Annotated in this window: 20 protein-coding genes and 1 other annotated feature; of the genes, 9 read left to right on the forward strand and 11 right to left on the reverse strand. The window is 67.8% G+C overall.

All coding sequences use genetic code 11. The features are described from left to right. Nucleotides 1-57: 57 nt before the first annotated feature. The 5 genes from sucD to MKK84_RS19885 form a co-directional block, all read right to left on the reverse strand. Entirely contained in the window at nt 58-948 is an 891-nt protein-coding gene (sucD, locus tag MKK84_RS19865) for a succinate--CoA ligase subunit alpha (RefSeq protein ID WP_243922766.1), read from the reverse strand. A gap of 14 nt (nt 949-962) precedes the next feature. Beyond that, nucleotides 963-2,141: a malate--CoA ligase subunit beta gene (locus tag MKK84_RS19870; protein ID WP_243922768.1), complete on the reverse strand. Its 1,179-nt coding sequence runs from the start codon at nt 2,139-2,141 to the stop codon at nt 963-965. Nucleotides 2,142-2,644: 503 nt separating this feature from the next. Then, nucleotides 2,645-2,944, reverse strand: a complete 300-nt coding sequence (locus MKK84_RS19875) for a hypothetical protein (protein ID WP_243922770.1) — start codon at nt 2,942-2,944, stop codon at nt 2,645-2,647. Between the two features lie 100 nt (nt 2,945-3,044). Continuing rightward, nucleotides 3,045-3,323: an MSMEG_0570 family nitrogen starvation response protein gene (locus tag MKK84_RS19880; RefSeq protein ID WP_243922772.1), complete on the reverse strand. Its 279-nt coding sequence runs from the start codon at nt 3,321-3,323 to the stop codon at nt 3,045-3,047. Continuing rightward, nucleotides 3,316-4,530: an MSMEG_0565 family glycosyltransferase gene (locus MKK84_RS19885; protein WP_243922774.1), complete on the reverse strand. Its 1,215-nt coding sequence runs from the start codon at nt 4,528-4,530 to the stop codon at nt 3,316-3,318. The genes MKK84_RS19880 and MKK84_RS19885 overlap by 8 nt, the downstream gene beginning before the upstream one ends. Nucleotides 4,531-4,880: 350 nt before the next feature. On the opposite strand from MKK84_RS19885, the gene MKK84_RS19890 reads away from it, so the two are divergent. The 6 genes from MKK84_RS19890 (at nt 4,881) to MKK84_RS19915 (ending at nt 12,227) form a co-directional block, all read left to right on the forward strand. Continuing rightward, on the forward strand, nt 4,881-5,651 hold the full coding sequence (locus tag MKK84_RS19890; RefSeq protein ID WP_243922776.1) for an SGNH/GDSL hydrolase family protein: 771 nt from the start codon (nt 4,881-4,883) through the stop codon (nt 5,649-5,651). Between the two features lie 165 nt (nt 5,652-5,816). Next, the gene (gene hslV / locus MKK84_RS19895; protein WP_243922869.1) at nt 5,817-6,347 is read left to right on the forward strand and encodes an ATP-dependent protease subunit HslV; all 531 of its coding nucleotides are present in this window, start codon (nt 5,817-5,819) and stop codon (nt 6,345-6,347) included. A 141-nt stretch (nt 6,348-6,488) separates the two neighbouring features. Beyond that, on the forward strand, nt 6,489-8,159 hold the full coding sequence (locus tag MKK84_RS19900; RefSeq protein WP_243922778.1) for a methyl-accepting chemotaxis protein: 1,671 nt from the start codon (nt 6,489-6,491) through the stop codon (nt 8,157-8,159). A gap of 152 nt (nt 8,160-8,311) precedes the next feature. Beyond that, nucleotides 8,312-8,367, forward strand: a sequence feature (sul1 is cis-regulatory element that is thought to sense ions involved in sulfur or methionine metabolism; They are found in Alphaproteobacteria). Nucleotides 8,368-8,427: 60 nt separating this feature from the next. Beyond that, on the forward strand, nt 8,428-9,924 hold the full coding sequence (locus MKK84_RS19905; RefSeq protein WP_243922780.1) for a SulP family inorganic anion transporter: 1,497 nt from the start codon (nt 8,428-8,430) through the stop codon (nt 9,922-9,924). Nucleotides 9,925-10,026: 102 nt separating this feature from the next. Beyond that, a complete protein-coding gene (gene hslU / locus MKK84_RS19910) occupies nt 10,027-11,340 on the forward strand; it encodes an ATP-dependent protease ATPase subunit HslU (protein WP_243922782.1) in 1,314 nt (437 codons plus the stop codon). Nucleotides 11,341-11,402: 62 nt separating this feature from the next. Then, a complete protein-coding gene (locus tag MKK84_RS19915; RefSeq protein ID WP_243922871.1) occupies nt 11,403-12,227 on the forward strand; it encodes an EamA family transporter in 825 nt (274 codons plus the stop codon). 4 nt (nt 12,228-12,231) lie between these two features. Here the strand turns inward: MKK84_RS19915 and MKK84_RS19920 are convergent, their stop codons facing one another. The 4 genes from MKK84_RS19920 to MKK84_RS19935 all read right to left on the reverse strand — a co-directional run bounded on the left by MKK84_RS19920 (nt 12,232) and on the right by MKK84_RS19935 (nt 15,782). Continuing rightward, nucleotides 12,232-12,633 (reverse strand): PTS sugar transporter subunit IIA, encoded by a 402-nt coding sequence (locus MKK84_RS19920; RefSeq protein ID WP_091714599.1) that lies wholly within the window; start codon nt 12,631-12,633, stop codon nt 12,232-12,234. Nucleotides 12,634-12,808: 175 nt separating this feature from the next. Further along, on the reverse strand, nt 12,809-13,252 hold the full coding sequence (locus MKK84_RS19925; RefSeq protein ID WP_243922785.1) for an HPr kinase/phosphorylase: 444 nt from the start codon (nt 13,250-13,252) through the stop codon (nt 12,809-12,811). Further along, a complete protein-coding gene (locus MKK84_RS19930; protein WP_276592485.1) occupies nt 13,249-15,003 on the reverse strand; it encodes a sensor histidine kinase in 1,755 nt (584 codons plus the stop codon). Before MKK84_RS19930 ends, MKK84_RS19925 begins: the two co-directional genes overlap by 4 nt. A 68-nt stretch (nt 15,004-15,071) precedes the next feature. After that, nucleotides 15,072-15,782, reverse strand: a complete 711-nt coding sequence (locus MKK84_RS19935; RefSeq protein WP_243922789.1) for a response regulator transcription factor — start codon at nt 15,780-15,782, stop codon at nt 15,072-15,074. Between the two features lie 289 nt (nt 15,783-16,071). On the opposite strand from MKK84_RS19935, the gene MKK84_RS19940 reads away from it, so the two are divergent. The 3 genes from MKK84_RS19940 (at nt 16,072) to lepA (ending at nt 19,140) form a co-directional block, all read left to right on the forward strand. Next, nucleotides 16,072-16,857 carry a HugZ family protein gene (locus MKK84_RS19940; RefSeq protein WP_243922791.1) on the forward strand — a complete coding sequence of 262 codons (786 nt, stop codon included), beginning with the start codon at nt 16,072-16,074 and terminating at the stop codon, nt 16,855-16,857. A gap of 43 nt (nt 16,858-16,900) precedes the next feature. After that, complete coding sequence (locus MKK84_RS19945) at nt 16,901-17,119, forward strand: hypothetical protein (RefSeq protein WP_243922793.1); 219 nt, start codon at nt 16,901-16,903, stop codon at nt 17,117-17,119. A 218-nt stretch (nt 17,120-17,337) separates the two neighbouring features. Beyond that, nucleotides 17,338-19,140, forward strand: coding sequence for a translation elongation factor 4 (gene lepA, locus MKK84_RS19950; RefSeq protein WP_243922795.1), 1,803 nt, complete (start codon nt 17,338-17,340; stop codon nt 19,138-19,140). 107 nt (nt 19,141-19,247) lie between these two features. Here the strand turns inward: lepA and MKK84_RS19955 are convergent, their stop codons facing one another. Beyond that, nucleotides 19,248-19,565: a c-type cytochrome gene (locus MKK84_RS19955; RefSeq protein WP_243922797.1), complete on the reverse strand. Its 318-nt coding sequence runs from the start codon at nt 19,563-19,565 to the stop codon at nt 19,248-19,250. 223 nt (nt 19,566-19,788) lie between these two features. Beyond that, the gene (locus MKK84_RS19960; RefSeq protein ID WP_243922799.1) at nt 19,789-21,057 is read right to left on the reverse strand and encodes a PQQ-dependent sugar dehydrogenase; all 1,269 of its coding nucleotides are present in this window, start codon (nt 21,055-21,057) and stop codon (nt 19,789-19,791) included. Between the last annotated feature and the right edge of the window lie 82 nt (nt 21,058-21,139).

The raw sequence follows: 21,139 nt of genomic DNA on the forward strand, positions 1-21,139 counted from the left end.
GCCCCATCCTGAGCCACCCCCACCCTCGGTCCCTCCCCGCAGAGGGGAGGGAAGGATCTACGCTGCCCGGGCGAGCACGTCAGCGACCGTTTGCCCGAACGAACCCGGATCCGGCGCCACCGTCAGACCATACGAGCGCATGATGTCGGCCTTCTCGGCAGCGCTGTCGCCGGCCGCCGAGATGATCGCGCCGGCGTGGCCCATGCGCCGGCCCTTCGGCGCGGTCAGCCCGGCCACGAACCCGATCACCGGCTTCGACATGTTCTCGCGGATCCAGGCCGAAGCCTCGGCCTCCTGCGGGCCGCCGATCTCGCCGATCATCAGCACCGCATCGGTATCCGGGTCGGTCTCGAACAAAGCGAGGTGGTCGAGGAAGGACGAGCCGTTGATGGGGTCGCCGCCGATGCCCACCGAGGTCGAGATCCCGAGGCCGAGTTCCTTCAGCTGGGAGGCTGCCTCGTAGCCCAGCGTCCCCGAGCGGGAGATCACCCCGACATTGCCTGGCAGGTAGATGTGACCGGGCATGATGCCGAGCATCGCCTTGCCGGGGGAGATGATGCCCGCGCAGTTCGGGCCGACCACCATGGTCCGCTTTTCCTTGGGATAGCGGTACAGGTAGCGCTTCACCCGCATCATGTCCTGGGCGGGGATGCCGTCGGTGATCGAGCAGACCAGCCGCAGGCCGGCATCGGCCGCCTCCATGATGGCGTCGGCCGCGAACGGCGGTGCCACGAAGGTGATCGAGGTCGTGGCGCCGGTCGCCGCCACGGCTTCCTTGACGGTGTTGAACACCGGCAGGCCGAGATGGGTGCGCCCGCCCTTACCCGGGGTGACGCCGCCGACGACGTTGGTGCCGTAATCCAGCATTTCCTTGGCGTGGAACGTACCCTTGTCGCCGGTGATGCCCTGGACGATGATCGGGGTGGTCTCGTCGATGAGGATGCTCATGGCGCGGTCTCCCCTCAGTGCTTGGTCTTGGCGGAAGCGCAGGCGTCGACCGCCTTCTTGGCCGCTTCCGCGAGAGTGTCGGCGGTGATCAGATCGAGGCCGCTCTCGGCCAGGATCTTCTTGCCGGCCTCCACGTTCGTGCCGGCGAGCCGGACCACCAGCGGCACGTCGATCTTCACCTCGCGGGCGGCCTGAACCACACCCTCGGCGACCCAGTCGCAGCGGTTGATGCCGGCGAAGATGTTGACGAGGATCGCCTTCACGTTGCGGTCCGAGAGGACCAGCCGGAAGGCCGTCGCGACCCGCTCAGGCGAAGCACCGCCACCGACATCCAAAAAGTTCGCCGGCTCGCCGCCTGCGTGCTTGATCATGTCCATGGTGGCCATGGCCAGCCCGGCGCCGTTGACGATGCAGCCGATCTCGCCGTCGAGGCCGATGTAGCTGAGGTTGTGCTCGGCGGCCTGGGCCTCGCGGGGATCACCCTGCGAGGGGTCGTGCATGTCGGCGATGCCCGGCCGGCGGAACAGGGCGTTGTCGTCGAACGACATCTTGGCGTCGAGCGCCAGCACCCGATCGTCCTTGGTAACGACGAGCGGGTTGATCTCCAGCATGGTGCCGTCACAATCGCGGAACGCCCGATAGGCGTTCATGATCGTCTTCACCGCGGCCGAGACCTGCTTGATGTTGAGCCCGAGCTGAAAGGCGATCTCGCGCGCCTGGAACTGCTGCAGGCCCACCGCCGGCTCGACCACCACCTGGATGAGCGAATCCGGCTCGTTGGCGGCGATCTCCTCGATATCCATGCCGCCGCGCTGGCTGGCGATGACGCGGACGCGCTCAGCCTTCCGGTCCAGCACGTAGCCGAGGTAGAGCTCACGCTCGAACGGGTCGGCGGTCTCGACATAGACCCGCTGGACCGGCTTGCCCTCGGGGCCGGTCTGGTGCGTGACGAGGCGCTTGCCGAGGAGGTCCTTGGCGGCGTCGCGGACCTCGTTGTAGGTCCGGCACAGCTTGATGCCGCCAGCCTTGCCACGGGCACCCGCGTGGATCTGCGCCTTCACGGCCCAGAACGAGCCACCGAGTTCGGTCGCCGCGTAGACGGCCTGATCCGGGCTGAACGCGATGGCGCCTTTGGGAACGGCCACGCCGAAGCTCGCGAGCAGCTCCTTGGCCTGATACTCGTGAACGTCCATTCGGCGCCTCCTCCGCGGTTCGTTGCCGCCGTTGATGCGCTTCACTTTAGTTGAGTCGAAGGAATACGCCCGTCAAATTTTTTGATCTATCGCTTCACGACGCCTTTTTCGCTGGCGCAACATCAATCGTATTTGATGCTGCGCTGCGGCATACAGAACAACAACGAGGCCCAGGCATGATGCACCCGGCCTCGACTGTCGATCCGTGATGCGGGGTTAGAGAGCGGCCGGTTCCATACGGATGTCGAGCGGTCGAGGCCGCCGGCTCACACGCGCCCTCCCCGCCCGCGTTGCGGGATATGGGCTACACAGATCGAAGGCACCGGAGAAATGCCAGGGCGCGAAGTGTCCCCTCACCCGCGCTCGGGCTCGCTTCACTGAACTGGCCGAACCCGACCCACTTCCCTCTAGGCCGTAGCCCGCACGGGAGAGGAAAATCACGCCTCCAGCGGCAACGCTAGCGTCGCTGACGCGTAGCGCGCGGCTCGCCTACGCGGATCTGCTCAAAAATCCGCGCCGGGCCAGTCCCCCGGTCCGGGCTCGTAGCAGGTATAGCCGATCAGGCAGTTCGGGTTATCGCGGGTGGGTCGGAAGGCGCGCTTGGCGATTTCGGTGGGCTCGCAGAACGACCGGTCGCGTACGAACCGGTCGTAGGTCATCCCACCGGTGCCCAGGACGAGAGCACCCCGCCCCTGGATCAGCCGGATCGTCTGCTGACAGGTCATCGCCGTACTGGAGGGCCGCGTCTGCGCTCCGACGGGCGTCGCGGCCAGGATGAGGGCCGCAGCGATCCGGGTCACCATGGCGTTCGTCTGCCTCGATCGTGAGCCATTCGGCTCGGACCTGCCGACAACCCCTGTTCGCGTGCGTTTATCCCGAAGCAAGGCACCGAAGGCGCGGCGATCACTCCTCGAAGGCTTCGACGTATACGGTTCCGGAATCCTGGCGGCGGGCAGCCTCCTCAATCCGGGCGAGTTGCGCCTGGGCCCGCCCGCACGGAAAGCCGTAGCGGGCCTGAACGCGCTCGCTGGCGATGCCGAGCGCGACGCGGCTCAAGCCCACGAACTCATCGACCGGGTAGTCCTGCCCGACCGCGAGGTGGTCCTTGATGACCAGCGAGGGCGAGTAGCAGGCCTCGCGGGATCCGTCCGGCCAGCGGATGTGGAAGCGCATCTCAGGCATCGGTGGGCACCCGCGTGATGTTCCAGGCCGCCGCGCCGGTGGCCGGCGGCACGGCCAATCCCGGTTCCTGCAGGAGCGCCGCATAGGCCGGCAGATGCCGCGCCGCGCAGGCCGCCCAGGTATGGACGCGGGCCGCATCGATGCCGGCATTGCGCAGACGGGCGCGCCGCGCCGGCGTCAGGCTCTCCCGCATCGCCACCGTCAGGGCTTCCACATCCTCGGGATTGACCATCAGGGCCTCACCGGGGGCGAGATACTCGGTGAAGGGTGGGCGCTTGGAGACGATGACCGGGATGCCGCAGGCCATGGCCTCCAGCACGGTCTGGCCGTACCCCTCGGCCAGGGACGGAGAGACCAGCGTCGTGCAAAGCCGGTAAAGCCCAGGCATGTCGGCCTGGGCGACCGGCCCGGTGCGAATCACCGGCTTGCCCGGACCGACCTGCAGGCCGGCGCGTTCCAGCGCGGCACAGCAGAAGGCCTCATAACCCGTCGGTTCAGGTGATGACGCCGCGCCCACCACGACGAGTTGCGCCTTCGGGACGCGTCGGTGAAGCGCCGCAAACGCCTCAATGATTGCGAGGCCGTTCTTGCGTGGATCGAAACCGCCGACGCTCAGGAACACCGGTCCGCGGCCGAGCCCGAGGCGCCGACGCAGGTTCTCGTCGCCGGGCTCCGGATCGGGCCTGAAGACCGTCCCGTCGACGCCGGTGCCGACCACCTCGGCCCGCGCTCCGTACTCGGCCGCAAGCGTCGCGGCCCAGATTTGACTGAGGCAGAACAGCTGCCCGGCATCGACGATCGCGCGATCCTGCCATCGGGCCAGTTGCGGGTCCGAGTACATCTCGGTGCGGTGGACCGTGCGCGCGAAGCCGGCGATGAGGCGCCGCCGGGTCAGCGTCGTCAGCGCGTTGCCGCCGATGCCGCACTGTGCATGGAAGACATCGAAATCGCAGGCCGCGGGCGTCGAGAAATGCGCCAGATAGTCGGCGATCCGGGCCCCGACCAGCGTGGCCCCGGCGCCGCGGATCGGCTTTGCCGCCACCGACACCACCGGACAGCTGGCATCGCGGAAGAAACCGCGGCCGGTCGGATCGGGGGCGTGGACCACGGCTTCGTGGCCTAACGCGCACAACGCTTCGCCGAGTGCCAGGGCGTGAACCCCAGTGCCGCGAGGTTCGGTGGCAGAGGTGAGGATCGCGATGCGCACGCTGTCGACCCTGGGACGGCGCAACGCGATTCGCTGTCGGTCCGGACCTCATGCCCAGCGACCCGAACCCCGGTCTCTGCCGCCCTCTCGGAGACCCGGAGCCCGACACACGCATCGTCCGTGCCGCGGACCGTTCAAGCGGTCGAACCTCAGGCGGATGGCGATCCGCGGGCGTTAATTTTGTGTTACGAATTCACTTCAGTTTAACAACGCTGGCCGAACGGCCCTTTTCAAATCCCCGTGTGAGACTGTAACCATTGCTCGCGAGTGCCGGAGCTGTCGGTCCAGTGTTCAAGTCCGCGAAAAATCAGTCCTCGAACACACAGGTCGCCCCCCGGTCGGCCCGTGGTATGCTGCGCCGGCTCGGCCTGCTCTGCGGCCTGCTGGTGATCCCGACGGCGGTGCTCGCCTACGCGGACCTGTTGCCCGAATCGCTCGACCTCCTGGGTATCGATCTGCGCGAAAGCCCGGATCTTCCGCATGTCGCCCGCCAGATCGCCATCGGTGCACCGTTGAAGATCGTGGCGTTCGGTTCGTCGTCGACCGAGGGCATCGGCGCGTCGAGCCCCGCGAACGCCTATCCGGCCCGGCTGCAGACCGACCTGCGCAAGAAGCTGCACGGCATCGACGTGGCGGTGATCAACCGCGGCATCGGCGGCGAGCACGTGGACGACATGCTGGCGCGCCTGGACCGCGACGTGATCAAGGCGGAGCCACAGCTTGTCATCTGGCAGACGGGCAGCAACGATCCGCTGCGCGGCGTGTCCGTCGCCCATTTTCGCGCCGTCACGGTGGCGGCGATCCGCCGGATCCGCGAGGCCGGCATCGACGTGGTGCTGATGGAACCGCAATGGTGCCCGAAGCTCGAGTCGACGCCGGGTGCCTCGCGCTTCCTCGAGGCCGTGCGCAGCATCGGGGACGAGCTGGACGTGCCAGTCATCCGGCGCGCCGACCTGATGCACGGCTGGGTGCAGGACGGGAAGCTGACCACGAAGCAGCTCTTCGCTTCCGACGGCCTGCACATGGCCGATGGCGGCTACGCCCTCCTGGCCGAGGCCGCGGCGCAGTCGATCCTGTCGGATGCGGGATCGGTGCAGACACCTGAGGCGGTCGCCGAGTAGAGCGAGCCGCAGGTTCCTGGCGAGATCCGGGCAAGATCCCAGGATTGCGGTGACGCTCCGGCTGGACGTGGCCGGCCAATCTCCCCATCTCGACGCGATCGAGATCGGAGCCGACCGTTGAGCCAGGACACCTTCAGGTACGACGACCGGGGCGCGGTGCCCCAGATGCATGCCACCACCATCCTGATGGTCCGAAAGGGCGGCCGCGTGGTGCTGGGCGGCGACGGGCAGGTCAGCCTCGGACAGACCATCGTCAAGGGCAATGCCCGCAAGGTCCGGCGTCTCGCCAAAGGCGCGGTGATCGGCGGCTTCGCGGGCGCCACGGCCGACGCCTTCACCCTGTTCGAGCGGCTGGAAGCCAAGCTCGAACAATATCCGGGACAGCTGACCCGCGCCTGCGTTGAGCTCACGAAGGATTGGCGCACCGACCGCTATCTGCGCCGGCTCGAAGCCATGATGCTGGTTGCCGACCGCGACGTCAGCCTGCTCCTGTCGGGATCGGGCGACGTTTTGGAACCCGAGAGCGGCGTGATGGCCATCGGTTCGGGCGGCAACTACGCGCTGGCGGCAGCGCGGGCCCTGGAGGATGGGGATCTCGACGCGGAGGCGATCGTGCGCCGTGCCATGGCGATCGCTGCCGAGATCTGCGTCTATACCAACGGCAATCTGGTCATGGAGGCGCTCGACGGCGCCTGACTTCTGGCCGACGACGATCCATCGTTGCGGGGGCGCAGCACGGTCGTGCGAATACAGATCCATCCGCCCGCGGTCGGTTAACGGCCTCTTGAGCTATCAACGATATTTTGCATCCAACCGAGCCTCTAGGGTTGGAACACTATGAATATCGGCGGGAAACTTCTGGGCTTCGTCGGCGCCTGCAGCCTGACGACGCTGGTGGTCGCGGGCGTCGGGGTCGTGACGCTGCGAAGCTTCGAGACCTCCCTATCGAACGTCGAGAACGCCTCGGTCCGTGCGCTCAACGCAGCGAACTTCAACCGGCTCGCCGCCGAGGTCACGATGGATTCCCGGGGCGTCTACGCCGCCGCCGACCGGGCAGAGGCGGCGAAATATGCCGCCGGCATCCGGAAGGGCCTGAGCGAGATGGATGCCCTCCGGACCGAATGGGCTCCGCAACTGGCCGAGTCCGAGCGTCCACTGTTCGAAACGATGACCCGCAACTTCGAGGCTTACCGCACGCTGCGGAGCGCCCTTGCGGACGCCGGAGAGACGGCCGGCCCGCGCACCGCCGCCGAGTTGGGCTTCAACGACACCAACCGCGCCAACCGCAAGGCCTTCCAGGCCAGCATCGACACACTGGTCAGCCAGGGACGTGCCGAGATGGCGGCGATCCGGAGCGATACCCAAGCGCTGTTCCAGGCGCGGACGATCCTCCTTCTGGGCCTCGCGCTGCTCGGCACGCTGATCTGCGGCGCCCTGGGTCTGCTCGTCGGACAGCGGCAGATCGCCCGGCCGCTGCGCGCGGTCTCGGACGCGATCGAGCGCCTGTCACGGGGCGATCACGCGCTGCCGGCCGTAACGCTCCGCCGCGACGAGATCGGTGCCATCTGGACAAGCACGCGGGTCCTCAGTGAGATGCTGCTGAAGGCAGAGGCGCAGCGCCAGGATCACCAGCGCCTGGACGCGGATTCGACGACGCGGAAACGCAGCGAGATGGCCGATCTCGCCGATCGGTTCCAGGGCAGCATCGGCGGCCTTGTCGGTCACCTCGCCGGGGCGGCCGCCGGGATGGAGCGGGCCGCCGCCACGATGGCCGGCAATGCCGAGCGGACAGGCAGCCAGTCGCAGGCCGTGACGCGCGCTGCCGAGACCACGTCGCACAACGTCGAGGCGGTAGCAGCCGCGACGGAGGAACTCGCCGCCACGGCGAGCGAGATCGGCGTCCAGGTTTCCCAGACCTCGAGCGCGGCCGAGAGCGCGGTCGAGGCGACCCGGCGCACACGGGCCAGCGTCCAGGCCCTGGCCCGCAGCGCCGATGGGATCGGGCGGGTCGTGTCGCTGATCTCGACAATCGCCGGGCAGACCAATCTGTTGGCTCTGAATGCCACGATCGAAGCTGCGCGCGCCGGAGAGGCCGGGCGGGGCTTCGCGGTGGTAGCGACCGAGGTGAAGGATCTGGCGACGCAGACCGCCAAGGCGACCGAAGAGATTGCCGGCCAGATTGCCGCCATGCGCACCGCGACACACGAGGCGGTGGCGGCGATCGAGGAGATCGGCGGCACGATCGAGCAGGTCCACGGCATCGCCCTCGGTGTGGCCGCCGCGGTCGAGGAGCAGCAGGTCGCCACACAGGAGATCGCCCGCAGCATCGCCGAAGCGGCGAGCGGCACCCGCTCGGTCACCGACACGATGGCCCTGGTGCTCGGCGCGGCGAACGAGACCGGCATCAGCGCGGCACAAGTGCTGGAGGCTGCCGCCGACATCGCCCGGCGTTCGAACGGGCTCGGCGGAGAGGTGGCGGGCTTTGTCACGCAGGTCCGGGCCGCCTAAGCAGGTTTCGCAAAAGCGGCCACCGGTCTTGCGATACAGACCGGCAACCGGCCAAAGACCTCAGCAGCGTTGGCTTGCCTACGCTGCTGAGGGGGGCCTGCACGGGGCGACGTTGCGTTGCAGCGGGAAGCGCCGTAGGGATACGGCATTCGCAAGGACCCGGTGAAAGCCCGGGTGGCTCTTCCGGCCGCCGATCCGCCGGACCACGCATCCGAGTCGCCAGCTTGTCCGCCATCGGTGCGAACGTGCGCCTCGTGCGGATCATCCCATGCAACCCAGCTTGTCCGGACCCGTCGGCCTTCGCGGCCGGTGGTTTTCCAATCTTCGCGGCGACACCCTCTCGGGCATCGTCGTCGCCCTCGCCCTCATCCCGGAAGCGATCGGCTTCTCGGTGATCGCCGGGGTCGATCCCAAGGTCGGCCTCTACGCCTCGGTGGTCATCGCCTGCACCATCGCGTTCGCGGGCGGACGCCCTGCGATGATCTCGGCCGCCACCGCCGCCACCGCTGTCGTGATGGTCGAGCTCGTGCGCGAGCACGGGGTTCAGTACCTCTTCGCCGCGACCATCCTGATGGGTCTCATCCAGATCCTGGCCGGCGTGCTGAAGCTCGGCCGGCTGATGCGGTTCGTCTCGCAATCGGTGATGACCGGGTTCGTCAACGCCCTGGCGATCCTGATCTTCCTGGCCCAGCTCCCCGAACTCACCGGCGTCACCCCGACGACCTACGGGCTGATCGCACTGGGGCTCGCGATCATCTACGGCGTCCCGCGGATAACCCGGGCCATCCCGTCACCCCTGGTGGCGATCGCCGTCCTGACCGTCGTCACGGCCGTGTTCCACCTCGACGTGCGCACGGTCTCGCATCTGGGCGCCCTGCCGTCGTCGCTGCCGAGCTTCGCGCTGCCGGACGTCCCCCTGAACTGGGAGACGCTGCGCATCATCCTGCCCTACGCGGCGACGCTTGCCGCCGTCGGCCTGCTGGAGAGTCTGCTGACCGCGCAGATCGTCGACGACATGACCGACACCGGCAGCGACAAGAATCGCGAATGCATGGGTCAGGGCGTCGCCAACATGGCGTCGGCCGTGTTCGGCGGCATGGGCGGCTGCGCGATGATCGGACAGTCGGTGATCAACGTCTCCTCGGGGGCGCGGGGCCGGCTCTCGACCCTGGTGGCCGGAGCCTTCCTGCTCCTGCTGTTGGTGGCGCTTCAGGATCTGCTCGCCGTCGTGCCGGTGGCGGCGCTGACCGCCGTGATGATCATGGTCTCGCTCAACACATTCTCGTGGCGGTCCCTGGCGCAGCTCCGCACCAACCCCCTGCCCTCGTCGGCGGTGATGCTGGCGACGGTCCTCGTCGTGGTTGCCACCAAGGATCTCGCCATCGGCGTACTGGTCGGTGTGCTCCTGTCGGGGGTGTTCTTCGCCGGGAAGGTTTCGCGCCTGAGCCAGGTCACGTCCGCGCTGTCGCTCGACCGGAAAACCCGAATCTACCGGGTCACCGGGCAGGTGTTCTTCGCCTCCGCCGGCACCTTCTCGGAGGCGATCGACGTGCTCGAACCGGTCGAGCGCCTCGTCATCGACGTCACGGGCGCGCATTTCTGGGACATCTCGGCCGTCGCGGCCCTCGACCGTGTGGTGCTCAAGGCCCGGGCGCGGGGGCGCGTGGTCGAGGTCGTGGGGCTGAACGCAGCCAGCGCGACGCTGGTCGAGCGGTTCGGAACGCACGACAAGGCCGATGCGGCGCCCTCGCTCGCGACGCACTGAGGCGGCACTTCGCCCCCGCGCAGCCCCTTGCGCGGGGGCGCGCGGGACCCCATTCCCGACCGTGGGCCGCGGGATGCGGCCGGCAACAGGGATGGCACAGCGGTGACGACGTTCTCTCCGCGCGAGATCGTGTCCGAACTCGATCGCTTCATCGTCGGGCAGCATGACGCCAAACGCGCCGTGGCGATTGCGCTGCGCAACCGCTGGCGCCGCCAGCAGCTCACCGGGCCGCTCCGCGAGGAGGTCGCACCCAAAAACATCCTGATGATTGGCCCAACCGGCTGCGGCAAGACCGAGATCGCCCGGCGCCTCGCCCGCCTTGCCAACGCGCCCTTCCTGAAGATCGAGGCCACGAAGTTCACCGAGGTCGGCTATGTCGGCCGCGACGTCGAACAGATCGTGCGTGACCTCGTGGAGGTGGCGATCGGCCTGACCCGGCAGACCAAGCGCGACAGCGTGCGGGCCAAGGCCGAGGCAGCCGCCGAGAACCGGATCCTCGACGCCCTGGTCGGCCCCACGGCCAGTGCGGCGACCCGCGACAGCTTCCGCCGCAAGCTGCGCGACAGTGAGCTCGACGACAAGGAAGTGGAGCTGGAACTGGCCTCGGGCCCGCCTGCGGGTATGCCGATGTTCGAGATTCCCGGCATGCCTGGCGCGTCCATGGGGGCGATCAACATCGGTGACATGCTCGGAAAGGCGCTCGGCGGCCAGCGCGGCAAGCCGCGGCGGATCCTCGTGCGCGACGCCTTCGCGCCGCTGATGGCCGAGGAATCCGACAAGCTGGTCGATGACGAAGCGCTGGTCCGCGAAGCGATCCGCGAGGTGGAGGACAACGGCATCGTCTTCCTGGACGAGATCGACAAGATTTGCGCCCGCGAAGGCCGCTCCTCCGGCGACGTCTCCCGCGAGGGGGTGCAGCGCGACCTGCTGCCGCTGATCGAGGGCACCACGGTGGCGACCAAGCATGGGCCGGTGAAGACCGACCACATCCTGTTCATCGCCTCGGGCGCCTTCCACGTGTCGAAGCCGGCCGATCTCCTGCCGGAACTGCAGGGCCGTCTCCCGATCCGGGTCGAGCTGCAACCGCTGACGGTGGACGACTTCCGCCAGATCCTGACCTCCACGGAGGCGAGCCTGCTCAAGCAGACTGTCGCGCTGATGGAGACCGAGGGCGTGACCCTCAGCTTCACGGACGACGCGGTGGATGCTCTGGCGAAGGTCGCCGTCGAGGTGAATTCCTCGGTGGAGAATATCGGCGCCCGGCGGCTCCAGACGGTGCTGGAACGGGTGATCGACGAGATCTCCTTCACGGCTACTGACCGGTCGGGCGAGACCGTGCCGATCGACGCCGCCTATGTACGGTCCCGCGTTGCGGATCTGGCAGCCAATGCGGATCTGAGCCGGTTCATCTTGTGAGCGTGGCCGGACGGGCGCGCCCGTCCCCCGTCATCCTCTCGGTCGCCGCCCTCGTGACCGGTATGGTCTCGCTCCAATGCGGCGCCACCTTCGCCAAGAGCCTGTTTCCGGTGCTCGGCGCGGCCGGCACGTCGTCCCTGCGGGTCGGCTTCTCGGCGCTGATTCTCGTCGTGGTCTGGCGCCCGTGGCGTCGGAGCCTGCCGCTGCGCGAGGCCGGATGGATCGCCCTGTACGGCGCGGCACTGGGGGCGATGAACCTGCTGTTCTACCTCGCGCTGGCCCGTCTTCCGCTCGGACCGGCGGTGGCAATCGAGTTCGCCGGGCCGCTCTCGGTGGCGCTGATCGCGTCGCGCCGCAGGTCGGATTTCCTGTGGATCGGCCTCGCCGTCCTCGGGCTGATGCTGCTTCTGCCGATCGCCACGACGGACGGACTCGACCCAGTGGGCGTCGTCCTCGATCTCGGCGCCGCCGCGGCCTGGGCGCTCTACATCCTGTTCGGGCAGCGCGCGGGCCGAAGCGATGGCGGTCAGGCGGTCTCGCTGGGCATGCTGACGGCCGCCCTCGTGGTCGCGCCCTTCGGCGTGGCCGAGGCCGGTTCGGCGCTGCTGGCGCCGGGCGTGCTGCTCGCCGGGCTCGTCTTGGCGCTGATGTCGAGCGCCTTGCCCTATTCCCTCGAGATGGTCGCTTTGCGCCGCCTCGACCGGAAAAGTTTTGGCGTTCTGATGAGCCTGGAGCCGGCGGTCGCGGCCTGCGCCGGGCTGATGCTGCTGGGCGAGCGAATCACGCTCGTGCAGTGGCTCGCGATCGGCCTCGTGATTGCCGCTTCGATCGGAATCACCGCGGGATCGCGGCGGCCGATGCGCGCAGTGGCGATTCTGGAAGCCTGAGGGCCTATTTCCCGGCGAGCACGCGGGAGGCGACGTTGATGTATTTACGCCCGGCCTCCTGGGCGTGGAGCACGGCGTCGCCGAGATTCTCCTCGTCGCGGACGCTGGCGAGCTTGATCAGCATCGGCAGATTGATGCCCGCCACCACCTCCACCGACCCGCCATTCATGCAGGAGAGCGCAAGGTTGGAGGGCGTCCCGCCGAACATGTCGGTGAGCACCACAACCCCCTCGCCGGTATTCACGCGGCAGACCGCGGACATGATGTCCCGCCGCCGCAATTCCATATCGTCCTCCGGCCCGATCGTGATCGTTTCGATCTGATCCTGGGGGCCGACCACGTGCTCCAAAGCGGCCTTGAATTCGGTCGCCAGTAGCCCGTGAGTGACGAGCACCATGCCAATCATCGACACGTGTTCCAACGTCCTGTGTGTGCCGCCATGTTGTGCATCGCACATCCCCCCACAAGGCGAACGCGACTTTTTTGCCCGGACAACCCTGCGATCATGGCACGGCTGCTGCGCGTGCGCCATGGGGCAGCACCACCGCTGCGCGACTCGGGCGACGTGTGCGGCTGCGAAGTCACGGGCACCGCTTTCGCAGCGCCGCACGAATGAGGAGCGGCGCCAGGCCGGCGGCGCGGACACCGCGATCGAGGACGAGGCGGGGAAGCGGAACGCCCAGAAGGTCCTCCGAACCGGCCGGCTCCGGCAGGCGCGGCGCAGCGGCGACCAGATCGACGATGAGAGCGAGGATTGTTTCGGGACTGGCCGAGACGCCGAGGTCGGCTACCGAAAGGATCCCCTGTCCCCGCACTTCGACGCGACCTGAGAGCATCGGATGCGGGCGGGCGATGATACGGCCGCCGACGACGACGCAGACGACCCGATCATCGGCCACGAACGCACCGTCTTCGGCGGCTGCGAGCAGCAGGGCCAGACTCGATTTTCCCGCGCCGGCCTCGCCCCGAATCAGAAGGCCGGCGCCGCCGAGCGCGCAGCAGGCGCCGTGGAGCGTCGTCGTCACGTGTTGAGCTGGCGAGGCGCGGCCGGCAGCCGGACGATGAAGCGCGCGCCGCGCACGGTGGGCTCGCCGTCCTCGTCGGGCGCGCCGGGGCGGTTCTCGGCGCGGATCGTGCCGCGATGGGCCTGCACGATCTGGCGCGAGATCGACAGGCCGAGCCCGGAATTCTGGCCGAAACCCTGCTCGGGGCGGTCGGTGTAGAAGCGCTCGAAGATGCGCTCCAGGGCATGCTCGGGGATGCCCGGCCCCTCATCCTCGCAGACCAGCTCGATCTCACTCCGAACCCGGCGCAACACGACGCGGACCTTCGCGTCGCTGGGCGAGAACGAGCGCGCATTGTCGAGCAGGTTGTTGACGACCTGTCCGAGCCGGCTGTCGTGGCCGATGATCGTGAAGGGCGCCTCGTTGTCGAATGCGGTCGCCTCCACGTCGAGCTGGATCAGGCAATCCTTCGGCCTCCGCCGCTCGTTGGCCACTGACACGACGGTGCTGAGCAGGCGCCGGAGATCCACGCGCCGGGCCTCCGCCCGGGCGAGTTCGGCATCAAGACGCGAAGCGTCGGCGATGTCGCTGATCAGGCGATCGAGGCGCTTCACGTCGTGCTGGATGATCGCCATAAGGCGCCCACGAGAATCGTCGTTCCGGGCGAGCGGCAGGGTCTCGACCGCGCTGCGCAGCGAGGTCAGCGGGTTCTTCAACTCGTGGCTGACATCCGCGGCAAAACTCTCGATGGCGTCGATCCGGCGGTAGAGGGCCTGGGTCATGTCCCGGAGCGCCCCGGACAGATGGCCGATCTCGTCGGTTCGCTGGGTGAAGTCGGGGATCTCCTCGCGGGTTTTGATGCCCATCCGCACCTTCTCGGCCGCCTCGGCGAGACGGCGCACCGGGCCCGCGATGGCCCCGGCCAAAAGGAACGACAGCACCACCATCACCGCCGACGCGACGAGGAACACCTGCAGCAGGCCGAAGCGCTCCGAGGCGATCACTCGGTCGATGGCATCGCCCTGCGTCGAGATCAGCAGCGCCCCACGGACCGATCCAGCCCGGTGGATCGGTACGGCCACCGACACGGTGGTCTCACCCTCCTTGTTGCGACGCACGAGGCTGCCGCGATTGCCGCCCAATGCCGCCTGGACCTCCCGGAGCGAGTGCCCGTTCTGCGGGCCCGTCTCCTCCGTCGGCTCGGCCCGGCTGCGGAATAGGCCGCTCAACTTGGACTGAACCGTCTGGAAAGCTGATTCGAGCATTCCGGGCTTGTGCAGCCGGGGCTCGAACAAGTCCGTTCGGCCGGCATCGCCCCGCTTGAACAGGGTCCGGGTGTCGAACAGCAGGCCGCCTTCCTGATCGTAGACCCGCGCCCGATTGCCGGTCGGCGTGACGAGGCGAGAGAGAAGCGGCGCGACCTTCTCGGGGTTCAGCGAGAAGGCCAGCGGCTGCGACTCCTCCTCGGCGGCCTCGCCGGCCTGCTGCTGAAGCAGCTTGTCGGGGTCGATTCGGATCGTGTCGGTATCCACGGACGCGGAAGCCGCGATGGCACCCGCGATGATCTCGCCCTGGATGGCGAGGCTCTGGATCCGCGCCTGGATCAGGCCCTGGCGGAACTGGTTGAGGTACAGGAACCCGACCAGCAGCGCGATCAGCCCGACGAGGTTGAGCACGACGATGCGGCGCGTCAGGCTCGACGAGGCGCGCTGGCCGATCGCGTCCCAGAGGGCACGGGGCCAGGTCAGTGGGCGGGAGAGGGCTTTTGCCAGGGAGGTGCGGGGCTCGCCCTCCTCGGTCTCGGTTTGTGTACGAGCCGACACGCGACGGATCCTGAAGATCACGCCTCCTTGAACCGGTAGCCGACGCCGTAGAGCGTCTCGATCATATCGAAGCTCTGATCGGTCACCTTGAACTTCTTGCGCAGGCGCTTGATGTGGCTGTCGATGGTCCGGTCATCGACATAGACCTGATCGTCGTAAGCCGCGTCCATGAGGGCGTTGCGGCTCTTCACGACGCCGGGGCGCTGCGCGAGGGCCTGGAGAATCAGGAACTCCGTGACCGTCAGGGTCACCGCCTCGCCCTTCCACGTGCAGGTGTGGCGCTCGGGATCCATCATCAGCAGGCCGCGCTCGAGCGAGCGGGCCGCGATCTCCTCGGCCCCGCGCGGCGTTGCGCCGGGGGCCTCCTTGGCGAAGCGGCGGAGCACCGCCTTAACGCGCTCCACCAGCAAGCGCTGCGAGAACGGCTTATGGATGAAGTCGTCGGCGCCCATCTTGAGGCCGAACAGCTCGTCGATCTCCTCGTCCTTCGACGTCAGGAAGATCACGGGAAGGTCTGATTTCTGCCGCAGGCGTCGGAGAAGCTCCATCCCGTCCATGCGCGGCATCTTGATGTCGAAGATCGCCAGATCCGGCGGGGAATGGCGCAGGCCGTCGAGCGCGGAGGCACCGTCCGTGTAGGTCTGGATGCGGTAGCCTTCGGTCTCAAGCGCGATCGAGACCGAGGTGAGAATGTTCCGGTCGTCGTCGACGAGGGCGATGGTCGGCATGCGCGATCCCTGACTGAACGGGTTTGGGCGCGGTCCTGGCTTTACGCGCAGGCCGCGCCGTGTCCCGGCCCCCGAGGGGCAGACAAGAGCGCGAACCGGGCGATTTCAGCGGAGCCCGGCGCACGCGAAGGGACAGGTGCTTTAGTACGCCCGATCGGAAAAAGCGAGCGGCGGTCATAGCTTGGCCGTAACGGCCGATCTGACGCGGGCCGAATACCTCGCGCGTCGGCCCCGGCCCCGCTAACGTGTCGGGCGTGTGCGGCGGCAATTCGCGTGGGGGAGGAACGGCATGGGCGAGACCGGTGGAAATGCACCCGGACCGCGTGGACCGGCCCGGCCACTGCCGGCCGACGAGGCACCCTTCGACGCGATCGGGCTCGCCCGGAGCCTCCTGCGCGGCATCCGCTCCGGTGCTCTGGCGACCCTGGATCCGGACGGCGCGCCCTTCGCCTCCCTGGTGACCATCGCCACCGATGTCGACGGCACGCCGCTGATGCTGCTCTCGCGGCTTTCGGCCCATACCCGCAACCTGCTCGCGAACCCGCGCTGCTCGCTGCTGTTTGCGCAGACCGGCAAAGGCGATCCCCTCGCGCATCCCCGGCTCACCGTGGTCGGGCGCGCCCAGCAGACCGGCGAGATGCGGGCGCGGGAGCGGTTCCTTGCCCGCCACCCCAAGGCGAAGCTCTACGCCGACTTTCCCGATTTCGGCTTCTTCGCCCTCGATCCGGAGGCCGGCCACCTCAACGGCGGCTTCGCCAAGGCCGCGACGCTGACCCGCGACCAGCTGCTCCTCGACCTCTCCGGGGCCGAGGCCGTGGTGGCAGGCGAGCGCGGAGCGGTCGAGCACATGAACGCCGACCATGCGGACGCGCTCGCCCTCTACGCCGCCGGCAGCGGCGCCGAAGAAGGGCTGCCCTGGCGGCTGACCGGCCTCGATCCCGAGGGAATGGACCTGATGGCGGGCGACCGTACCGCCCGGGCGGTCTATCCTGAACGCATCGACGACATGGGCGCGCTGCGCAAGAGCCTCGTCGCCATGGCCGCGCGGGCGCGCACGACCGTTCCGGAGGCCTGACGCCGCAAGGACTTCACGCCAGGGCATGGCGAAACGTCGCTGAATGCCCCATATCGAGGCCATGAGCGAGACCCAGACAGATACCTACCCCTTCAGCCTCGACGTGGAACCTGTCGGCGACAGCGGCTCCATGTACCAGTGGAGCATCCGCAAGCACGGCAAGCTGCATCAGCGCTCGGACCGGAAGCACCCGACCGAGGCCAAGGCGCGCACCCACGGCGAGGCCGAGATCGAACGCCTGATCCGCGACCGCGGACGCTAAGACGTTCGCCGCGGCGCAGGTAACTCTTCGACAGCTCGGGCGGGGGCCGGATTGAGCCGGCCCCCGCCCTTCTGCTTGTCCGGCGACAGGATGGCGCGCCGGCCGCGGCTGCGCTTGGCGCCTTCCCGTAGCACTGCTATCTCGCGCGGGAGCCGCTCTTTCCGAACACGCCCCGACATCAGACGGTGCGCGTCTTCGCGCGCCCGAACGGAATGCCGATGACAGCCCCGATCGAATTCATCCGCAACTTCTCGATCGTCGCTCATATCGATCACGGCAAATCGACCCTGGCGGACCGGCTGATCCAGGCCACCGGCACCGTCGCGCTGCGCGACATGAGCGAGCAGATGCTCGACTCGATGGATATCGAGAAGGAGCGCGGTATCACCATCAAGGCGCAGACGGTGCGCCTGGAATACAAGGCGCAGGACGGCCAGAACTACGTCCTGAACCTCATGGACACGCCCGGCCACGTCGACTTCGCCTACGAGGTGTCCCGCTCGCTCGCCGCCTGCGAGGGCTCGTTGCTGGTGGTGGATGCGTCCCAGGGCGTCGAGGCGCAGACGCTGGCCAACGTCTATCAGGCGCTCGACGCCAATCACGAAATTGTGCCCGTCCTCAACAAGGTCGATCTGCCGGCCGCCGAGCCTGAGCGGGTCAAGGAGCAGATCGAGGAGGTGATCGGCCTCGACGCCTCGAACGCCGTGCCGATCTCGGCCAAGACCGGCCTCAACATCGAGGCGGTGCTGGAAGCGATCGTCACCCGCCTGCCGGCACCGAAGGGCAACCGGGACGCGCCGCTCAAGGCTCTGCTCGTGGACAGCTGGTACGACGCCTATCTCGGCGTCGTCGTGCTGGTGCGGATCATCGACGGCAACCTGAAGAAGGGCATGACCATCCGCATGATGGGCGCCGACGCCGTCTACGGCGTCGACCGGATCGGCGTGTTCCGGCCCAAGATGGCGGATATCGACGCGCTGGGCCCGGGCGAGGTCGGCTTCTTCACCGGCTCGATCAAGGAGGTGGCCGACACCCGCGTCGGCGACACCATCACCGAGGACAAGCGCCAGACCACAGAGATGCTGGCGGGCTTCAAGGAAGTCCAGGCGGTGGTGTTCTGCGGCCTGTTCCCAGTGGATGCGGCCGAGTTCGAGAACCTGCGCTCGGCCATGGGCCGGCTCCGGCTCAACGACGCCTCGTTCTCGTACGAGATGGAGAGCTCGGCCGCCCTCGGCTTCGGCTTCCGCTGCGGCTTCCTGGGGCTTCTGCATCTGGAGATCATCCAGGAGCGGCTGGAGCGCGAGTTCAACCTCGACCTGATCTCCACGGCGCCCTCGGTGGTCTATCGCCTGAAGATGCGCGACGGCGAGACCAAGGAATTGCACAACCCGGCCGACATGCCGGACATCATGAAGATCGAGATGATCGAGGAGCCGTGGATCCGCGCCACGATCCTGACGCCGGACGAATATCTCGGCGGCGTGCTCAAGCTCTGCCAGGACCGCCGCGGCGTCCAGATCGACCTCAACTACGTCGGCAAGCGCGCCATGGTGGTCTACGACCTGCCGCTGAACGAGGTGGTGTTCGACTTCTACGACCGGCTGAAATCGATCTCGAAGGGCTACGCGTCGTTCGACTATCACGTCTCGGATTACCGCGAGGGCGACCTCGTGAAAATGTCGATCCTGGTCAACGCCGAGCCGGTGGACGCCCTCTCGATGCTGGTCCACCGCACCCGCGCGGAGTCGCGGGGCCGGGCCATGTGCGAGAAGCTGAAGGACCTGATCCCCCGCCACCTGTTCCAGATCCCGGTCCAGGCGGCGATCGGCGGCAAGATCATCGCCCGCGAGACGATCAAGGCCCTGTCCAAGGATGTCACCGCCAAGTGCTACGGCGGCGACATCTCGCGCAAGCGCAAGCTGTTGGACAAGCAGAAGGAAGGCAAGAAGAAGATGCGCCAGTTCGGGCGGGTGGAGATCCCGCAGGAGGCGTTCATCGCGGCGCTGAAGATGGACGATTGATCAACATCGTCGCTGCGAGCGGCGTGAAGCAATCCAACTTCGCGACGCTTGTCGACGGCCCGCTGCCCCGGGTTGCTTCGCTGCGCTCGCAATGACGGCGATGGCGCTTATCCCGGCGGCAGCACGTCGATCTGGATACCCGAGTAATACGCCGCCAGATTGGCGATATCGGCGTCCGACAGTTCCTTCGCGACCACGTTCATGATCTCGTTCTGCCGCTTGCCGTCGCGGTACTCGGTGAGCGCCTTCACCAGATAGGGCTCGACCTGCCCGGCGAGGTTCGGCGCCTCCGGTAGCTTCGAGAGACCGTCCATCCCATGGCAGGTCTGGCAGGCGGTCGCGTGCTTCTTGCCGAGCGCCGCATCGCCGGCTTGGGCCGTGAGTGGGACGAGGGTAGCGGCGAGGACAAGCAGCGGACGGATCATCGGGCGAACTCGAACTTTTGAAGCGGCCAATACAAGCCCAATCGCCTCCGGGTGAAGCGCGGGTCCCCTCTCCCTTGCGGGAGAGGGACAGGGTGAGGGTCGAGAACTTTGTGGAGAGCTCGCATCCCTCACCCCAACCCTCTCCCGAACGGGAGAGGGAGCGCGTCGCGCTTGCTCGCAACGGCAGCGCCTCCCTTGCAGGGAGGCGCCAAGTCGCAAAAAACTACTTCTCGTACGAGATCCGGTAGATCGCCCCGGCGGAATCGTCCGAGACCAGCAGCGAGCCGTCGAGCATCACCGCCACGTCCACCGGACGGCCGAGATACTCGCCGTCGCCGGTGAGCCAGCCCTCCGCGAAGGGCTTGACCGACTCGACCTTGCCGTCGGCCCCGAGCTTGGCGAACATCACCCGGGCGCCCACTGGCTCGGTGCGGTTCCACGAGCCGTGCTCGGCGATGAAGATCCCGCCCTTGTAGGCCGCCGGGAACTGCTTGCCGTTGTAGAAGGTCAGGCCGAGATCCGCCGCGTGCGGCGGCAACTCGGCCATCGGGGCGACCGCGTCGGCCGGCGGAGTTTGGTCCTTGTACTCGACCGTGCGCACCGCGCCGCCGCCGAACCACGGGAAGCCGAACGTCTCGCCCGCCTTGGTGGCGTGGTTCAATTCGCCCGGCGGCTTGTCGTCGCCCATGCCATCGACCTGGTTGTCGGTGAACCAGAGCGACTTGTCGGCGGCGAAATCGATCCCGACCGAATTGCGGATCCCGGTGGCGTAGACCTCGCGGTTCTTGCCATCGGCATCCATGCGGATGATGCCGCCGATCCCCACTTTCCGGTACAGGTCCAGCTTCTCGGCCGGGGGCACGTTGTAGGGCTGTCCGAGCGCGATGTAGGTCTTGCCGTCGGCGCCGACCCGGCAGACGCGGGCGGTGTGGTTGAAGCTTTCTTCCGAGGTCGGGATCAACTCGCCCTGCTTCACGAGCACGCCGGCCGCCACGTCGGGATTTTCATAGAAAAACTCGGCGGCCGGGAAGGCCAGGACGCGGTTCTGCTCCACCACGGTGAGTACGCCGTCCTTCGAGAAGCAGACGCCGTTCGGGATCTTGAAGTCGATGCCCGGCGCAAAGGCGCGGACCTCGTCGGCGACCCGGTCCTTGTCGCGGTCGGTGACGGTGTAGACCTTGTTCTTGCGCGTGCCGACGAACAGCACGCCGGCATTGGGGCCGACCGCGATCGAGCGCGCATCCGGCACCACCGCGTAGAGGTCGATCTTGAAGCCCTCGGGCAGCTTGACCTTCGCGAGGTTCTTGCGGATCGCGTCGGCGCGCCGGCCGGTCTGCGGAATCTCGGGGGCGGGCTGCGTGTCCGTGCTGTGGAAGCCTTCGAGCTTCTGCAGGTCGTCGGTCTTGGCCTTCGTCTCGGCGGGCGCGGCGCCCTGCCCGAGGGCCGGCGCGGCGACACCGGCCAGCAGCGCGGCGATGATCAATGATCGCATCGTGACGTATCCTCCCGGCCGCCCTGGTGTCGGGCATGTCCGGGTGGCAACGATAGAGCCGCGACTTCGAGGGACAAGCCGC

Origin of the sequence: Methylobacterium sp. E-065 (genome assembly GCF_022829605.1) — a bacterium.
Classification (GTDB): domain Bacteria; phylum Pseudomonadota; class Alphaproteobacteria; order Rhizobiales; family Beijerinckiaceae; genus Methylobacterium.